Below are 13244 nucleotides of genomic sequence, written 5' to 3'. Positions count from 1 at the left end.
AAAAAGCTCGCTTTATGCGAGCTTTTTTTGTGGTGTTAATGAAGGCAAGATTCGATCTTCACCGACCATAAAAGGGTGGGTAGCAAGGCTTAGCATGTCTAAATCTTCTGAAGTATTCCCATAAGCATAAATTTGATAATAATCCTGCAAAGAATATTGTTCATGTATTCTTAACTTCTTTTGTTCATTACTACAATCTGGAGTTGAATAGTAGCCCGTCATCATGCCATTTTTAATTTGAGTTTCAGTACAAATTAATTCGATATCAAGTAATTTGCAAAGTGGAGCAAGATAGATATCAATTGAAGCCGAAACTAATACTACTTGGTCACCAAGTAACTGATGTTGTTGTAACTGTGCAAAGATTTCAGGTGAAAGTGTTGAGACGAGCTCTTGTGCATATTCTTCACCTAACCTTTGTAGCTCAATTGCCGGGGTATTGCGGAACATGCTTCGGAACAGCTTAGCTCGCATTGCATGGGCGGGATAAAAATTAAGGTAATAGGCTTGAATCCATGGCAGGATTTTCAAGCCTTGCTTAACGATGTGGCGCTTAGATAACGCATAAAAGATGAACCCTGTAAAACTATCTTTACTGCACAAGGTCCCATCAAAATCGAACAGGGCGAGATTTTTTATTGTCTTATTCGTTTCGCTCGTTGCATACATGATTCATATCGTCCGTTTACGCGGGTTGCATACCAGTTAGTATTATAGTCACGACTTAATTTAGGCCCAGAAATTACCACTTGAGGCATCATGGCATAGATCGGTTCTTTGCCAGTTTTCGCCTTATAGAGTTTAGTTAATGCAATATAAGTTGTTGTACTTTCAAATTTTTTCTCTTTTTCCAACTTCAGGTCATCGCGAAGTTGTCTTGGAGTAATTAAAACATTATTTGCAGTAAATAGTTTCATTAACTCTTTTTCTGACTGACTCTGAACTGCGAGTGGATCACCAGATTTATTGTAAAGTAATAAATCACCATCTAAGGTAAGTTTAGTATCAGTAAGGGCATCAAGCATGCTTTGAAAAGCAGCATTACGGCTAGAGTACATTCCTGAGTTATAATCGGCAAAACGGTAAATCGCCTTATCATAGTCTGCTGGATATACCATCAAGCGGTGAATACCATAATATAGACCGCCATATTGCGTATAAAGGTCATTTCTAAGGTCTGCAATATTCATGCTAGAACGCTTATGGGCTTTGGCATAATTAATGTGAACTTGCATTGAACCCAAAGTCGTAATAGGGTTCATTTTCTCGCCAATATCTTGTCCGACCAATTTAGCCGCACCCGTTAAAGCACTGACATGATAATGTTGAGTCATAAAATCAAAAATTTGACGATAAAGTAAGTCGAGATCTTTTTCAGTTTTGACTTTACGCATCTGACTCATGTAGTTGTTATCAGGGGAAGGCTGGGTTTTTAATACTTCCTCGAAGTAGCCTGCGACAGTACCGCCAACTTTCTCACCAAGTTTGTCTTCAAACTTTTCATTTAAACGGGTACTGACTTCATCAACCGCTTTTTTACCAAGACCCGGTACTACTGGATTGGCAACAAAGTTAGATTCCTGATCTACAATCGCAACAATACTGCAGACATTTTGCTTGGTTTTAGGAATTTTTAATTCCTGCATAATATCTTCAATATCTTTGGCCCATGACTCACGATCATGCACGCGCGATGGAATTAACTTTTTAATTTGCTGGCTTTCTAAATCGGGCTCATCATTTTTTGACCACCAGGCTTTATCTCCACAAGCAGCTAAACTCATGCATACGGTGACTACACCGAATGATTTTAATAAAAAACGGGAAGACAGCGGTTTGTTCATGGAGAGGAAAGCACCTGCAAAAAAGATGAGCTGATCAAGCGGATGAAGTATACTATGTTGATCATCAATTGTATGAATATATATGTATATTGGTCCCTATCAACTGTCAAATAATTTAATTGTTGCCCCTATGGCCGGCGTCACAGACCGTCCATTTAGAACACTGTGTAAGTATTTTGGTGCGGGTCATGCGGTGAGCGAAATGATGACTGCTGACAAAACTTTGCGGATGACTAAAAAAAGTCTTTATCGTGCGAATTTTGATGGAGAGCTCGCTCCTATTTCTGCACAAATTGCAGGTTCTGATCCTGAGCAGTTGGCTGAGGCTGCCCGTTATCAAGTGGCAAATGGGGCGCAAATTGTTGACATCAATATGGGATGTCCTGCAAAAAAAGTATGTAATAAATTAGCAGGTTCAGCATTATTACAAGATGAGGACTTGGTTGCCCGAATACTAGATGCTGTTGTTGAAGCAGTTGATGTTCCTGTGACGTTAAAAACCCGTTTGGGATTTTTAAATGGCCAAGAAAATATTTTACGGGTAGCAAAACGTGCTGAAGAGGCTGGGATTGCTGCGTTAGCATTGCATGGCCGTACACGTGAAGACATGTATTTAAATACAGCACGTTATGAATTAATCAAACATGTTAAAGAGTTAATCAATATTCCAGTAATTGCCAATGGTGACATTGATAGTCCTGAGAAAGCAAAATATGTACTGGACTATACCGGCGCTGATGCAATTATGATTGGGCGGGCCGCGCAAGGTCGTCCATGGATTTTCCGTGAAATTGCCCATTATTTAAAAACTGGTGAGCATTTGGCTGCTCCCAATATTGAAGAAGTCAAAGATGTACTTTTAGGACATTTGTCTGAGTTATATCAATTTTATGGTGAATATTCAGGATGCCGTATTGCTCGTAAGCATATTGCTTGGTACACCAAAGGCTTACGTTCAAGTAACGAGTTCCGACAAAATATGTATAAAGTTGAAACCACTGCTGAACAAGCATTAGTGGTCGAGAGTTATTTTAATCAATTACTTGCAGAAGGTAGTTTGATGAGCGATGTTCAGGTTGAACAAGTTAATTTATTAGCTACTCACTAAAATAAAGCAACCAGTACACGGGCTGGTTGCTTAAAATCTTTATCTATTCATTATCTAGCATTTCAACCACGAGTTGATTGACCAGATCAGATGCGCCTAATTCGCGTATTTGTGCAACATTACTTCCTGCCCAAAATGCACCAAAACCATAGTCATGGTGTTTACTTGCAAGAGCATTGAGTTGCTTTGCTAAATCGTAAGCGTATGGATATTCTGGTTGGACAGGTCGAGTAGGTGAATCGATTTTGGTATGCCAATGGTTGAATAAACCGCGAGCGGGGCGCCCAGAAAGACTCGCGCTAATTTGCGTTACAGGTTCAGTAAATAATGCTTTGCGATATTCAGCAGAAGCATTTGAAGTTTGGCATTGGACAAATGCTGTACCTAACTGGACTGCGGTTGCTCCTAAGCCCAGCATATGTTTGGCTTGTAAGCCAGTCATGATGCCACCTGCAGCTACAACAGGAAGCTTGCAATGCTTCACAATCAATTGGACCAAGTCACTGGTTTTAATCGCTGCATCAAAAGTCTGGTTAAAAATTCCTCGATGTCCACCAGCTTCAATACCTTGAGCAACAATAATATCGATACCTGCTGCCTCAATCGTTTGGGCTTCAATCAGATTGGTAGCCGAAACCATAGTCAAAATACCAGCTTCTTTCAAAGCTTCAATTTGATGCGGATGCGGAATACCAAAATGGAAGCTCACCGCTTTAGGTTTAGTTTCTAAAACAACATTTAAAAAGTCATCATTGTCTAAAAAACTTGGATAAATACAGTGCAATTCTTGAGGTGGTTGAACACCAAATTTTTCGAAATGAGGACGTAGATATTCAATCCATTGTTTTGCTTTTTCTAGATTAAGTTCTGTAGATTGATGACAGAAAAAATTAACCTGAAATGAGTTTTCAGTGAGTGCTTGAGTTCTTAAAATTTGTTCACGTGCACTTTGTGGAGTATTTGCTCCCAAGCCTAATGATCCAAGGCCTCCTTGATTTGAAACCTCGGCCGCTAGTTCTGGTGTAGAAACCCCTGCCATGGGAGCCAGAAAAATTGGATGTTTAATTGCAAGTTGTTGTAATAGGCTCATTTTATTCACCTCACTTCTTTCACTTCACCATAACGTGAAAATAGAATGAAGAGCAAATAATATTGGCTATTTAATTTTTAAATATTCTAGAGGACTATTTTAAAAATCTTTTTATAAAGGCGTGACATTAAATAAAGAACCGATCCAGCTTGAAAAAGCCATTGCTAAAATTCCCCATAACGTAATACGTAAACTACCTTTAAGTTTTGATGTACCTGCAAAATAACTAGAAAGTGCACCTAAAATTGCTAATGAAAGAATACCGGTAGCCAAAACTACAGGCATAATCCATTGATTCGGGCTCAGTAATATAGCGAGCATGGGGAAAAAAGCCCCAAAAGAAAATGATGCAGCAGATGATAATGCAGCTTGTATAGGATTGGCTGCCGTATTTTCATGAATACCTATTTCATCACGGGCATGTGCACCCAATGCATCATGAGTGGTTAGCTGCAAAGCAACTTCTTGAGCCAATTCTTTAGACAAGCCTCTAGAAATATAAATTTGAGTTAATTCATCTAATTCTTTTTGCGGGTGCTTCGAGAGTTCTTTTGCTTCAATAGCTAGATCAGCTTTTTCAATATCTTCTTGAGATTTTACGGAAATATATTCTCCGGCAGCCATTGATGTAGCCCCGGAAATTAGTCCAGCAATGCATGTAATTAATAGAGTATGTGAGTTGGCTCCACTTGCTGCCATGCCCATAATTAAGCTAGTGACAGAAATAATTCCATCATTGGCTCCTAATACCGAAGCTCTTAACCAACCTGAACGGTGAATTGCATGATGCTCTGTATGATGTGGAAAAGCCATATGTTTTGCCTTATAAATGTTTTATAGATGCTATGAAATTTTACAATTTATTGATCAAAAAATATGTCATCATTATAGGAAATTTAGGGATACTAAAGAATAGATCAATAATAAGAATGGAGACTAAATTATTTATATTAAACCATCCTTAACCTAACTTAACGATGTAAATCATTATTTTTAATTATGATATTTATTGATTATTCCAAAAATTGCCCCCTAATAACTCTAATTTACTGTAGAGGTGAAAATGAAAAATAGCAAAACAATAAATTCTATAACGCATTCAATATTACTTATGGGAGCAGTGATCTCTTCTTTAACGGTAGTGAGTATGGGCTCTGTTTATGCACAGGACCAAATAGCTTCAGACTATAAACCTGGAAACCTCATTTATGATAAATGGGACAGATTTTATAAAATAGAGCAGTCTCAACCTCAAGAAGCAGAAAAAATATTAGTTGAGCTGAGTAAGTTGACCCCTACAGATATTAAAGTCTGGAAAAGCCTTACTTATTTACAAATTCGGCTCGAAAAAAGAGATGAGGCTTTACAAAGCTTAAGACAAGCAAGAGCTTTAGCTCCTCAAGACGACACTTTAAAATTACAAGAAGCATATTTGCTGAATCAGCAGAAAAAAGATCTTGATGCATTGGTTTTATTTAAAGAATTAACTTCATCTTCAGATCCAGCAATTGCAGCAAAGGCAACTCAAGCGGTTAAAAATTTAAGTGGGGGGGAGGTTAAACCATATTTTGGTGATATTTATTTTGCTCCCTCTTATGAGTCACGTTATGACGATGTTATTTTTCCCTTAAAAGTTCGGTACGGTAAAAACATCGATAACGGACGAGCTCAAGTATATGGCTTTCTTAATTTAAACCGTGATACTAAATCTCAAGGTGGAGTACGACCTGAAATTATTGATGAAAATGCGGTTACTCTTGGGGTAGGTGCAAATTATCAACCATGGACTTCAATTCCTGTTCGAGCTTATGTCGAAGTTGGTGGAAGTTATGACTTGATTGATCGAAATAGAAAAAAATTTCGTGAAAGTGTTGTAGGCGGTGTAACGGGTTATCAGGAATGGTATTCGCAGTCTAAATGTAATCATACACTTTGTTTAGATAATTACTTTACGGATCTCTATGGTAATGTCGCGACTTATTCAAGAGAAGACTATAACGTTATTGGAGATTTACGCTTACGCACAGGTTTAAATTTATATAAAGGAGACGAGGGAACTGTGCAGGCTTATGTGAAATTGCATGGCTTAGCAGACAGTAAAAATGAATATTACAATAATTTATTTGAATATGGCCCAGGGGTTTCATGGCAGCCTTTTAACTATCAACCAATAAAACTACGTGTTGAACGTCTATATGGCAACTATTTTAAAGACGTGCCTGTTAATACAAAAGATCATTACAACAATACCCGAGTAGAACTTGTTTTTTATAAGGATTTCTAATAATGAAAAAAATTTTTATTTCGATTGTTTTTGGTACCCGTCCAGAGCTTATAAAGTTGGCTCCAGTAATTCTATTAGCAAAACAAGACTCACGATTTCAGGTAGAAGTTATTTTCACGGGGCAGCATGATGAATTAGTGCGAGATGCCATAGATTTCTTTGGGGTCGAAATTGACCACCGACTTAAAATTATGAATGCAGGACAAAGCCTAAATCAGCTGTTAATTCATGGTTTGACACAACTTGAACATGTCTACACCGATGGTCAAAAAAGAGATGCGATTGTCATTCAGGGTGATACTACGACTGTGTTAGCTGCTGGGTTAGTCGCATTTTCAATGAAGATACCTGTTGCCCATGTCGAAGCAGGTTTACGTTCTTATGATTTAGATCATCCGTTTCCTGAAGAAGGTAACCGCCAGTTAGTTTCTCGTATTACCAAATGGCATTTTGCCCCTACAGAACAATCAAAGCGTAACTTGTTAAATGAGCAGATTCCACCTTCGTTGATTACAGTGACAGGCAATACTGTAGTTGATGCTGTGTATTTAGGCAGAAAATTAATTGCTGAAAAAACTGGTTTACAAAATCAGCTTGAACCTTACGGAATTGAATTAAAACCCAACGATAAGGTTGTACTTATAACTGCTCACCGCCGTGAGAATTTCGGTGAAGGAATTCAAAATATTTGTAATGCAGTTGAGCATTTAGCTAATCATCATCCTGATTTATATTTTATTTGGCCTGTGCATTTAAACCCAGCTGTACATGATGTAGTACATGATAAGTTTAAAAATCATGCTCAAATTCACTTGGTTAAGCCACTTGATTATCCAAGTTTATTGGCCGTTATAGACCGTTCAAGTTTTATTTTGACGGATTCTGGTGGTTTACAAGAGGAAAGCCCATCATTTAATAAGCCTGTATTAATTTTACGAGATACGACTGAGCGCCCAGAAGTAGTAGAGGTGGGAGCTGGAGTACTAGTTGGTACAAATCAGCAAAAAATTATAGATGAAGCTGAGAAACTTTTAACGGATTCACAGCATTATCAAAAAATGGCAAATGTTGAAAATCCGTTTGGTGATGGGCGTGCTGCTCAGCGAATATTAAATGAAATTGCTAAAACTTATGAATAGAAGTCATTTATTTTGAAATTTCCGATTCGTTTATGGCGGTAGATGTGCCGCCATAAGCGAGACGATACCACAAACCGACGATGTAAACCGACCAACGTCCCATGTAATGTGGACCATCAAAAATATAAATTTTCTTGCCTTCATAAGCTTTAATCTGAGAAATAATTTCCCAAGGGTATGCTGCTCGAAATTGTCCATTTTTCTTGGTTCGAAAGGCTTCTAGCACAATCACCGTTTTATCTTTTCCAAGAGTTTGCTCAAGTTGATCTAAAATACGTCGAGCTTGTTGGGGAGTCCTTACTCCCACACCTACGCCGTCTTGAAAAAAGATACCCGCTTGTTGAGGCAACCAACTTTTAACCCACAAATCATAGTTTTCAGGTTCGCTTTCACCACTGTAAATACTAACCCAGATGGGTGAGGGTAGCTTTTCTAAAACATGACCTAATGTACTGACTCTTAGCCATGTTGGATCGGCTTCTACTGGAAAATAATAACCTTTTAATGGTGCATCTTTTTGTTCTTGAATAATTTGCGCAGATTTTTCTCCTAAAGCAACGACATTTGCACGTGCTTCACGTTCATTATATTCACCTGCTAAGCCTAATATGAGATTTTTAGCCCAAGGTTGTTGTTTAATTTTTTGTATATCAATGGCATTTTCCCATTGAGGAAGATTAGAGTTTTTCCACCAAGATTTAGATTCGACGACTGACCATTGGGGAACAAAAGTGTTCACTCCTAAGTAATGCCAGTTTCCTTTAGGAGGAGTGGTATTATTATCGGGTTGCCAGAAAATACCTTCAATAATTGGAGGTTGTCCATGATTTTTGAACAACCCCGCATACGCCACTACACTACATATAATTAAAATAATAAAAGCAGTTATTTTAATTGGTATCTGTTTTCTCATTATTTCGTCGTAACCAATACCACAAGAAGATCACTATTATCATAATTGCAGAGATAATCACAACTAGTAAAAAGAATGATGATTGCTGAACTAGTGGTGCTTTTTGGTTGCCTACAATTAATTTTTGGAGAACATAAATATTGCCATTTTCAGAAACCAGCATTTTAGTGACATTGTTTGGAATTTTATGTTGTATTTTTCCCCATAAGTGCATAAAGCTGAGCGCACCATTTTCAGAGTCAGTAATCACATCAAAGCGGTTATTGTTATAACTCACAATAAAACCATTTGCTGCTGCTGGTGCATAAATAATGTTTTGATGCATTGATACTTGTTGCTGATAAATCTCTTTATTGACTCTCACATTAACTGCTTGTGGAGCGTTTGGTGAAAACCGTACTAAGTTTAATGGCATAGGTGCTTGTGTAAGCAACATATTTTTAGCAACTTGCCCTAAAATAATAGCCATATTTAGTGCCCCTGATTGGTCATCAATTGCAATCGTTGGCTTAGTTGCTAACGTCATTGAAAGTGCTGCCACACCATTTTTGAGCTTATGTGGAAGTTTTACCGTTGATTTGGCAGTATCAACCCAAAGTGAACCATGAGCATTTGGTAAACACTGTGAGTTGGCAATGACCGAGTTTTCAAGTTTTAAGCTAAAGTTTGTTGTATTTGAAATTTCCTTGGCAAAGATGTTGAACTGTCGGTTCACGGGGTCAGAAGCAAGATCCGCCGTTTTCATACTACCAGCAAGGCCGCCATCCAGCCATGCAGTGATACTCGAGCCTTGTAATAAGCCACTTTGAATACGAAGTGCGATTTGTCCCTGTAAGATATCAGTTGGTTGCCATACTGCTGGAAAATCAAGAAAGAGGTTCTTTTCAGCATGGTTGAGTCTGAAGTCACTAATACCCAAATCTGCAAGCGTATCAATTTTTCTAAATTGCGCCCACGCTGGTGTTGAAATTGTGGTTGGGAAAATAGCACTGCCTGTATCAAGCTGCTGTACATAAGACGGGTTAATTAGTCCATTAATTGCGGCTGTAAGCTCTTGAGGTGTGTGGTAAGTAATTGATAATGTCGGAACACCTTCTGCTGGTTTTGCAATTTGTACTAAAGCACCGCCTTTAAGTGGGCTAGCCGAATGAATTACTTCAATAATAAAGTTTGTTTCAGGATTTAAATTAGTTTGTCCTGAATCGACCCACTCAATTGGTGTTACAGAACTCCACGAACTTACCAAACGAGCTAGCATGGATGCTTCGGTAATTTCCTTACGGTTATATTTTAAAATTCCAACAAATGGGGTAGGACGTCTAGCTTGTGGGTTAAATAGGGCATCTGGTAAATCTTTTAAACGGTATATATTTCGGACAGGGGTAAAGTCGAGTTGGGAATTACTCAAATAAGTTAAATGATCGATATCTTCGGTACAGAAGGTCTCTTTTGTTTGATTTAGAGTTGTCGGTTTAGCATATTGTTGAATAATAAAATCTAAACGGTGAAAACCACTTGGGCTGGCCGGAATATTAAATTTAAATTGGCCATCACCATTTAAGGTCGTGTTATAGATGAGTTTATCGTCATATTTCACCAGTAATGTTGTGTCATTTTCAGTTGAGTAGTCACTAGAAAACTGGACATTTTGCCATTCAGCACCTTTCCCAACATAGAAAAAATGAGGCTCGACAGTATATTTAGTCGAGGTACTAATATCATCCAGTTTCCATGTATATGCATGAGCAGACATGGCGAGTAAAAAACTGGTGCTGGCAAGGAACACTTGAGCTGTTTGGTAAAGATCGAAAGTCTTTTTCATTTATTTTTTCTCCTTGCTACGTTCCGTTTTGTACCATTGAAGGGAGTTGCCCTGTATTTTATTTTTTAGCATGTCAAATGCGGCTTTAAATACAATAAATAAGAAGATTTGTGAGTAACTTACGTAAGATAAAACAGAGTAAAAATAGAGTTCTGGTTTAACTTTTTCTAAAGATAGCGTAAACCACATTTGTGCCACATATAGGCAAAATGAAAGACCCCACAGTAACGTAAATGGTCCCGGAACTGAAATACCTGCGATATCAAGTAAGCCAAGCGTTAAAGTGATATGACTCCAAAACAGAGCTGGTACGAAAAGGATGTAGCACATAATGTTATTCAGAATTTCAATTCCGATGGGAAATGGCGTTCTCAGTGCTACAGGTAAATATTTACGTGTCACATAAAAATTACCTTGAGTCCAGCGTGAGCGCTGTTTAACGAATACGCTTAATGAAGGAGGATCCTGCTGCCAACCAATTGCATAGGGAACCCATTTAATTCGTTTTTGTCCGATAAAAATTCGGAAACTCATTTCTGTATCATCGACTAGCGACTTTTCATCAAAACCACCTAAAGTTTCTAAGGCATCGCGCCAGATAACGTAGTTAGTCCCCATCAATGTTGAGAGTTCAAAACGTTGCCAGCGGCCACCCTGAAAAATCCACTGGAAAAAGATGAATTCAATCGCAATAAAGCGAGTCAAAATACTATCTTGCCAGTTACGGGTTCTTACTTTGCCATTTACAGCGACTAACTTTTTATCTGCCAGTAAAGTTTGTGCGAGTAATCGGACGCAATCAGGTTCAGGAGTACTATCGGCATCGTAAACAACAATTAACTCACCTTTAGCATGAGGAAGGCCATTATTGAGTGTTCTTGATTTACCTTTACCACCCATACCTTTGGGGACATTAACAATCTTTATGCACGGATAAATTTTTGCGAGGTTTTCTGCAATTTCAAGGGTGTTATCCTTGGAGCCGTCATTGATCAGTAAGACTTCATAAGACTCTGCTGGATAATCTTGTTGAGCAATGGCATGCAAAGTGTCCTCAATCACTACGCCTTCATTATAAGCAGGGATTAAAACACTTAAGACTGGCCATCTTTCTGGTATTGGCAGATTTTGTAGTTCCTTTTCAGCCGTTTTGGAATACTTCCACGCTTGATAGCTTAACCATGCCCAAAATGCCTGTGGAATCCAAATACCTAGAAAGCCAAATAAAAACAGAATATCAATTGGAGCCATTTTTACGGACCCTCCTAATAATAGAAGAGATGAGTAGTAATAATAGAATTAATCCCACTACTAAGGAGATCCATGAAATGTAGCTACCAAATGTACCGAGTAGATCTGGATAGGTTGTTGTTAAAATCAGATCAAGAGGGACAACAACTATACTTAAACCAATAAATATATAACCAATTAGATTGGTACTGACATGTTCAGGGGTGCTTACATAATCAATATTATTAAATTTCCACGAAATACCGAGTTGCGGATAGCGAATATTGGAGAGGGGTAAATCGGCAGGAGGATTGATAATAATTTCATAACCTGAAACATGACCGTTAAAACCTTTGGCCGAATAAAATAAATGTTTACCTTGTTTAACCTCTCTTGAGGGTATGGGTAAGTTTGCCGAATTTAACTGGATAATATAACTACCCGCTGGTTGTGAAATTAAATTTTCATCCCACCCTGTATTCACAAATGCAGCCATTGGCCGTAAACCAATAGCTGTTGAAAATGTTGCCTTAGCAGCAAAATATTGAGGCTGTTCAGTTTTAAAAAGTACGATCGGAATAGCGCCTTGGCTTACTGCTTCTTTTAATAAAAAATAGTGGGGGAAACCAAAGACTTCATCTGGCAAGATAATGCCGGGTCGAATTCCATTATGAACAAACTTTTGAAAGCTTTCTGAACTAATCTGATCAATGGTAAAGACTGGCCACCATGTATCTTGATAAGGAAAAAACATGGAAAGATCATTAGAACTTTGTACTTCGGCTTTTGTTTGTTCAGCTTTAATTTCACAATGATAATATTGCCGATAGAACTGCTGTAGAGTAGCGTCTGGATATTGGCTAGAAGCAATCACAATTCCACAAATATTAAGAAGATTAGACATTAGCTCATCTCCTCAGGTGGAATTGGAATAATTTTATATTCCACCTCAAGGCGTAATGTCATAATTTCTCTTAATTTTTTAATAAAATCAGGTTCTTGTTCAGTTTTTTGATGGCGAATGACAATACTGTATATATTTTCCAAGTCATCATCTGCAAACTGGAAAATAATCTCATTAGGTTCATGTTGGCTCAAAATTTTAATCATTTCATTTTGAGTGGTTTTCCAAACATCATCACCGAGCATTTCTTTTATTAAACTACGATTAAGAATCTTGATCGCAAAGACTTCATAGTCTTGTACATTATGGCGATCAAGAAGTTTAAAAAAGCTGCGCTGGAAATATTTTAAAGCACTGATCGGGAAAATATCACGGCGATAATTTCGGTCATAGCTTTGAATATCTCGATATTTTTGAACATTAATTTCAATATTATGGCGTACAGCACTTAAAAAGAGCGGAATAAGAGGAATAATAAAAAGTAAAAGAAGTTGCCGTTCAATGTGCGTTTGAGCCCCTAAGTCGAGTAGAAAATATACGGCAACTCCAATAAACGCGAGTAAACCGACAATTAAAGACAAGCCGACTTCTAAAAAAGCTCCAGAAATTAAAAGAAGAAGAATAAAAATCCAGCTTCCTCTAAAACTCACAGGCAACCACTCATATGCAACCATTCCCATAAATAGGTGAGCTGCGATAATCCATAAGACGAGTGTTCTACCTGGGTTTTTTTGTTGCATGCGGATTATGCTACCTTTTGTAATGTTAATTTTTTTATACTTTTATAATGAAAGGTGTGGATTTGCGAAGTTGTTGTTGTTTATGTCCTTTTTAAGTATCTAATATATTTATTTGTAGTTGAAAGTCCCTTTATAGTCAAATCCTGTTGTTAATTGTTAATCAAAAATAA

At 37.7% G+C, this 13244-nt stretch carries 12 protein-coding genes; 3 read left to right on the top strand and 9 right to left on the bottom strand.

Annotated elements, in window-relative coordinates; translation table 11 throughout:
* Positions 1–12: 12 nt before the first annotated feature.
* Both ACG59Z_RS03185 and ACG59Z_RS03180 read right to left on the bottom strand, forming a co-directional pair.
* Positions 13–669, bottom strand: a complete 657-nt coding sequence (locus tag ACG59Z_RS03185) for an HAD-IB family hydrolase (protein WP_400197923.1) — start codon at positions 667–669, stop codon at positions 13–15.
* The gene (locus ACG59Z_RS03180; RefSeq protein WP_396478276.1) at positions 636–1844 is read right to left on the bottom strand and encodes a DUF1615 domain-containing protein; all 1209 of its coding nucleotides are present in this window, start codon (positions 1842–1844) and stop codon (positions 636–638) included. The genes ACG59Z_RS03185 and ACG59Z_RS03180 overlap by 34 nt, the downstream gene beginning before the upstream one ends.
* Before the next feature lie 82 nt (positions 1845–1926).
* Here ACG59Z_RS03180 and dusB point away from each other — a divergent pair, with 82 nt between their 5' ends.
* Positions 1927–2952, top strand: coding sequence for a tRNA dihydrouridine synthase DusB (gene dusB / locus ACG59Z_RS03175; RefSeq protein ID WP_400197922.1), 1026 nt, complete (start codon positions 1927–1929; stop codon positions 2950–2952).
* Between the two features lie 43 nt (positions 2953–2995).
* On the opposite strand, the gene ACG59Z_RS03170 is transcribed toward dusB, so the two are convergent.
* Together ACG59Z_RS03170 and ACG59Z_RS03165 are read right to left on the bottom strand one after the other, a co-directional pair.
* The gene (locus tag ACG59Z_RS03170) at positions 2996–4042 is read right to left on the bottom strand and encodes an NAD(P)H-dependent flavin oxidoreductase (protein WP_400197921.1); all 1047 of its coding nucleotides are present in this window, start codon (positions 4040–4042) and stop codon (positions 2996–2998) included.
* A 111-nt stretch (positions 4043–4153) separates the two neighbouring features.
* Positions 4154–4855, bottom strand: a complete 702-nt coding sequence (locus tag ACG59Z_RS03165) for a VIT family protein (protein WP_400197920.1) — start codon at positions 4853–4855, stop codon at positions 4154–4156.
* A 250-nt stretch (positions 4856–5105) separates the two neighbouring features.
* On the opposite strand from ACG59Z_RS03165, the gene ACG59Z_RS03160 reads away from it, so the two are divergent.
* Together ACG59Z_RS03160 and wecB are read left to right on the top strand one after the other, a co-directional pair.
* On the top strand, positions 5106–6326 hold the full coding sequence (locus ACG59Z_RS03160; protein WP_400197919.1) for a tetratricopeptide repeat protein: 1221 nt from the start codon (positions 5106–5108) through the stop codon (positions 6324–6326).
* A gap of 2 nt (positions 6327–6328) precedes the next feature.
* Entirely contained in the window at positions 6329–7465 is a 1137-nt protein-coding gene (gene wecB / locus ACG59Z_RS03155; protein ID WP_400197918.1) for a non-hydrolyzing UDP-N-acetylglucosamine 2-epimerase, read from the top strand.
* 7 nt (positions 7466–7472) lie between these two features.
* Here wecB and ACG59Z_RS03150 read toward each other — a convergent pair whose 3' ends face one another.
* Genes ACG59Z_RS03150 through ACG59Z_RS03130 form a run of 5 tightly spaced genes read right to left on the bottom strand, consistent with a single transcriptional unit; the run spans position 7473 to position 13080 of the window.
* Positions 7473–8378: a hypothetical protein gene (locus tag ACG59Z_RS03150; RefSeq protein WP_263614334.1), complete on the bottom strand. Its 906-nt coding sequence runs from the start codon at positions 8376–8378 to the stop codon at positions 7473–7475.
* Complete coding sequence (locus ACG59Z_RS03145) at positions 8356–10200, bottom strand: hypothetical protein (protein WP_400197917.1); 1845 nt, start codon at positions 10198–10200, stop codon at positions 8356–8358. Before ACG59Z_RS03145 ends, ACG59Z_RS03150 begins: the two co-directional genes overlap by 23 nt.
* Positions 10201–11451, bottom strand: a complete 1251-nt coding sequence (locus tag ACG59Z_RS03140) for a glycosyltransferase (protein WP_000035257.1) — start codon at positions 11449–11451, stop codon at positions 10201–10203.
* Complete coding sequence (locus ACG59Z_RS03135; protein WP_400197916.1) at positions 11438–12334, bottom strand: hypothetical protein; 897 nt, start codon at positions 12332–12334, stop codon at positions 11438–11440. Before ACG59Z_RS03135 ends, ACG59Z_RS03140 begins: the two co-directional genes overlap by 14 nt.
* The gene (locus ACG59Z_RS03130) at positions 12334–13080 is read right to left on the bottom strand and encodes a hypothetical protein (RefSeq protein ID WP_400198019.1); all 747 of its coding nucleotides are present in this window, start codon (positions 13078–13080) and stop codon (positions 12334–12336) included. The genes ACG59Z_RS03135 and ACG59Z_RS03130 overlap by 1 nt, the downstream gene beginning before the upstream one ends.
* Between the last annotated feature and the right edge of the window lie 164 nt (positions 13081–13244).

Origin of the sequence: Acinetobacter sp. ABJ_C1_1, from assembly GCF_044684115.1 — a bacterium.
Lineage (GTDB): Bacteria > Pseudomonadota > Gammaproteobacteria > Pseudomonadales > Moraxellaceae > Acinetobacter > Acinetobacter nosocomialis_A.
The sequence above is the reverse complement of the archived record's forward strand: the minus strand, read 5'-3'. Positions and strand labels throughout refer to the sequence as shown.